The sequence below is a fragment of the Kitasatospora sp. NPDC054795 genome, from assembly GCF_053611565.1.
The window spans coordinates 1-4,028 of the sequence record NZ_JBSHAP010000171.1 but is presented as its reverse complement, the minus strand read 5'-3'; the positions used below and the strand labels follow the sequence as shown (position 1 = coordinate 4,028).

The 4,028-nt window shown below is 75.2% G+C and carries 3 protein-coding genes; 2 read left to right on the top strand and 1 reads right to left on the bottom strand.

Annotated features, from left to right (window positions below):
• The first annotated feature begins 261 nt into the window (after positions 1 to 261).
• The gene (locus tag ACWGJO_RS37485) at positions 262 to 1,857 is read left to right on the top strand and encodes an FAD-dependent oxidoreductase (RefSeq protein ID WP_452190134.1); all 1,596 of its coding nucleotides are present in this window, start codon (positions 262 to 264) and stop codon (positions 1,855 to 1,857) included.
• Between the two features lie 137 nt (positions 1,858 to 1,994).
• Here the strand turns inward: ACWGJO_RS37485 and ACWGJO_RS37480 are convergent, their stop codons facing one another.
• Complete coding sequence (locus ACWGJO_RS37480) at positions 1,995 to 3,215, bottom strand: amidohydrolase family protein (protein ID WP_452190133.1); 1,221 nt, start codon at positions 3,213 to 3,215, stop codon at positions 1,995 to 1,997.
• A 150-nt stretch (positions 3,216 to 3,365) separates the two neighbouring features.
• On the opposite strand from ACWGJO_RS37480, the gene ACWGJO_RS37475 reads away from it, so the two are divergent.
• Positions 3,366 to 3,992, top strand: a complete 627-nt coding sequence (locus ACWGJO_RS37475) for a TetR/AcrR family transcriptional regulator (RefSeq protein ID WP_452190132.1) — start codon at positions 3,366 to 3,368, stop codon at positions 3,990 to 3,992.
• Positions 3,993 to 4,028 lie beyond the last annotated feature (36 nt).

The window sequence follows — 4,028 nt, the reverse complement described above, 5'->3', positions numbered from 1 at the left end:
TCCGCTCCCCAACCCGCGCGCGCGGGGCCGCCCCAGCAGCGCGAACACCACCCCGTGCCCCCGGGGTGGTCGGGCCGGGGGGGGCGGGCCCCCCGGGGGGGCCCCCCGCCCCCCCCCGCGCCGCCCGCTGTTCCGGCAACGGGTGTCACCGGCTTCAACCGGCCCGCCGCACCGGGCCGACCGGCCTCTCCCGCAGAGGCCGCACCGCACACGAGAGGAGTAACGGCGCCGCCCGACCCGCGCGCGCCGTACACAACCACCATGGCAACCATTCCGACCCTGGGCGCCGAGCGCACCGCCGGCCGCACCGCCTCCCGCGCCGAGACCCGCGAGCTGCTCGGCAAGGCCACCTACGACCTGCTGGTGATCGGGGGCGGCATCCTCGGCACGGCCGTCGCCTGGACCGCGTCCCAGGCCGGCCTCAAGGTCGCCATGGTCGACGCCGGCGACTTCGCCGGCGCCACCTCCAGCGCCTCCTCCAAGCTCGTCCACGGCGGTCTGCGCTACCTGCAGACCGGCGCGGTCAAGCTGGTCGCGGAGAACCACAAGGAGCGCCGCGCGCTCTCCACCGACGTGGCCCCGCACCTGGTCAACCCGCTGACCTTCTTCGTGCCGGTCTACAAGGGCGGCCCGCACGGCGCCGCCAAGCTCGGCGCCGGCGTCTTCCTGTACTCCGCGCTGTCCGCCTTCCGCGACGGCATGGGCCGGGTCTCCACCGCCGCCCACGCCGCCCAGCAGGTGCCCGCGCTGCGCACCGAGGGCCTGCGCTCGGTGGCCGTCTACGGCGACCACCAGATGAACGACTCGCGCGTCGCCGTGATGACCGTGCGCGCCGCCGTCGACGCCGGCGCCGTGGTGCTCAACCACGCCGAGGTCACCGGCCTGCGCTTCACCGGCGGCCGGGTCACCGGCGCCGACCTCCGCGACCGCCTGGACGGCAGCGAGTTCGGCATCGACGCCCGCCTGGTGCTGAACGCCACCGGCCCGTGGGTGGACCACCTGCGCACGATGGAGGACGCCGGCGCCGCGCCGTCGATCCGCCTCTCCAAGGGCGCCCACGTGGTCGTCAAGCGCCGCTCGCCGTGGCGCGCCGCGCTGACCATCCCGATCGACAAGTACCGCGTCTCCTTCGCCATCCCGTGGGAGGACCACGTCCTCCTCGGCACCACCGACGAGGAGTACACCGGCGACCCGAAGGACGTCCGGGCCACCGAGGCGGACATCGACCAGATCATGGGCGAGGCCGCGCACGCGATCCGCGACGAGCACCTCGACCGCGACCTGATCACCTACTCCTTCGCCGGCCTGCGGGTGCTGCCGGGCGGCCCGGGCGACACCGCCGCCGCCAAGCGCGAGACCGTCGTCACCGAGGGCCGCGGCGGCATGCTGTCGGTCTCCGGCGGCAAGTGGACCACCTACCGGCACATCGGCCGCGCCGTCCTGGAGAAGCTGGCCCACGTGCCCGGCACCAGCCTCGGCGAGGACATGTCCCCGATCGCCCCGACCGTCCCGCTGCCGGGCGTCGGCGCGCCGAACGCGGTGGCGCACCGCCTGCTGATCGACCGTGAGCCGGGCTCGCGGATGGAGCCGCTGGTGGCCAAGCACCTGGCCAGCCACTATGGCACGCTGTCCTTCGACATCGCCCGCATGATCGACGAGAACCCGGAGCTCGGCCGGCCGATCCACGAGGACGGTCCGGACGTCTGGGCGCAGGTCGCGTACGCGGCGGACAACGAGTGGGCGTACACCTCGGACGACGTGCTGCGCCGCCGCACCACGATGACGGTGCGCGGGCTGGACACGCCGGAGATCAAGGCCGAGGTCGAGGCCTTCCTCGCGAAGCGCGGAAACAAGTAGGCACGGCCTCGCGAAGCGCGGAAACAAGTAGGCACAGCAGGGCGGTCACGGCCTCGCGGAGCGCGCGAAGCAGGTCGAGGCCTTCACGGCGGGCGGGCGTCCGGGGTTTCCCCGGGCGCCCGCCCGCCGTTTCGCCGTCAGACCGGGACGCCGGCCTTGACCACCCGCTTCGGGTGGAGGTCGGGGCGGGTGAGCACGGCGAGGTCGGCGAGCGGGTCGCCGTCCAGGACGAGCAGGTCGGCGTGGGCGCCCGGGGCGAGGGTGCCGATCTCCCCCTCCAGGCCGAGCAGCCGGGCCGCCGTGGTGGTCGCCGAGCGCAGCACGTCCGCGACCGGCTGGACCTGGGCGCGCAGGGTGAACTCCTCCAGCTGGGCCGGGTGCAGCGGGCCGAGCAGGTCGCTGCCGTAGACGAGGTTGACGCCCGCGCGGTGGGCGCGCTCCAGCGCCTCCAGGCCCCGGTCGCGGACCTCGGCGAGCTTGCCCAGGGAGGCGGGCGGCAGGCCGGAGGCGGCGCCGGCCCGGGCGGTCTGCTCGTAGGCGACCAGGGTGGGCACCAGGAAGGCGTCCTTCTCCAGCAGCAGGGCGACCGTGCCGTCGTCCAGCAGGTTCCCGTGCTCGACGCAGCGCACGCCGGCCCGCAGGGCGCGGTCGATCGCCCGCGGGTGGTAGGCGTGCACGGTGACGTAGCGGTTGTGGTTCTCGGCCTCCTCGACGGCCGCGCGGATCTCGTCCTCGCTGTACTGGACGGCGCCGATCTCGTCGTGCGGGGACGCGACGCCGCCGGAGAGCAGCACCTTGAGGTGGCGGGCGCCCTTGCGGAACTCGTCCCGGGCGGCGGCCCGCACCGCGTCCACGCCGTCGGCGATCCGGCCGAAGTGCGGGCGGGACTCGCAGCAGGGCAGGGAGTCGTCGCCGAGCGGGCGCAGGTCGCCGTGGCCGCCGGTCTGGGAGAGCGCCTTGCCGCCGTGCAGCAGCCGCGGGCCGGGCACCAGGCCCTCGGCGAGGGCGCGGGCCATCCCGTGGTCGGCGCCGCCGACGTCGCGGACGGTGGTGAAGCCGCGGCGCAGCATGCGCTCGGCCTCGGCGAGGGCGCGCACGGTGGCGTAGCCGGGGGTCCAGCTGGTGAAGTCGTGCAGGTCGAGCGAGGTCACCAGCAGGTGGACGTGGGCGTCGATCAGGCCGGGCAGGACGGTGCCGCCGGCCGCGTCGAGGACCCGGACGTCCTCGGCGGCGGCGGGCGGGCGGCCGGTGCCGGTGGCCGCGATCCGGCCGTCGGCGGCCTCCAGCCAGCCGAGGTCGGTGCGGGTGCCGTCCTCGGGGTGGAGCAGGTGCGCGTTGGTGATCAGCAGGCGGCTCATGCGCCCACCTCGCCGCGCTCGGCGGGGGCACTCGCCCACGCGCACTTCTTGGCGGTTCGTTCGCTTCGCTCGCTCACGATGATGGCCCTCGTTTCAGTACGGCTCGTATTGAATGCGACTCGTACTGAATACACCATGTATCGTGCTGCTGTGAACCCGCCCCCCGCCGATACCGCCCCCCGACCACCCCGACGCCGCATCCACACCCGGGCCCGGCTGCTCGCCGCCGCGCGCGAGCTGTTCCTCTCCGTCGGCTTCGCCCGGACGAGCATCGAGGACGTCTGCACCGCCGCCGGCTACACCCGCGGTGCCTTCTACTCGAACTTCGGCGGCAAGGAGGAGCTGCTGCTGGCGCTCTTCGACGACCAGGCCGCTCAGCGGATGGCCGAACTGGCCGAACTGGCCGCCGCCTGCGAGGCGCTGGCGCCCCGGGAGCGGGCGCAGCGGCTGGTCGAGGCGCTGCTGCGGGTCGAGCCGACGGAGTCCGGGTGGATCCTGCTGTTCCTGGAGTTCCGGCTGGTCGCGGCCCGGACGGCGGCGCTGGCCGAGCAGGTCGCCGCGCACGACCGGGCGGTCGCGCGGGCACTGGCCGAGGTCCTGGAGCGGGCCCTGCCGGAGCTGGTGCCCCCGGGCGCGAGCGCCGACCAGGCCGCGACGGTGGTCCTGGCGGCGCGGGAGGGACTGCTGGCGCGGACGGCGGCGGGCGGCGCGGTCGCGGAGGACCTGCTGACGGCGACGGCGGCGGTGCTGTCGGGGCTGCTGGACGGGTCGGACTGAGGAAACGCCGAGGGGCGGCACCCGTACGGTCACGGG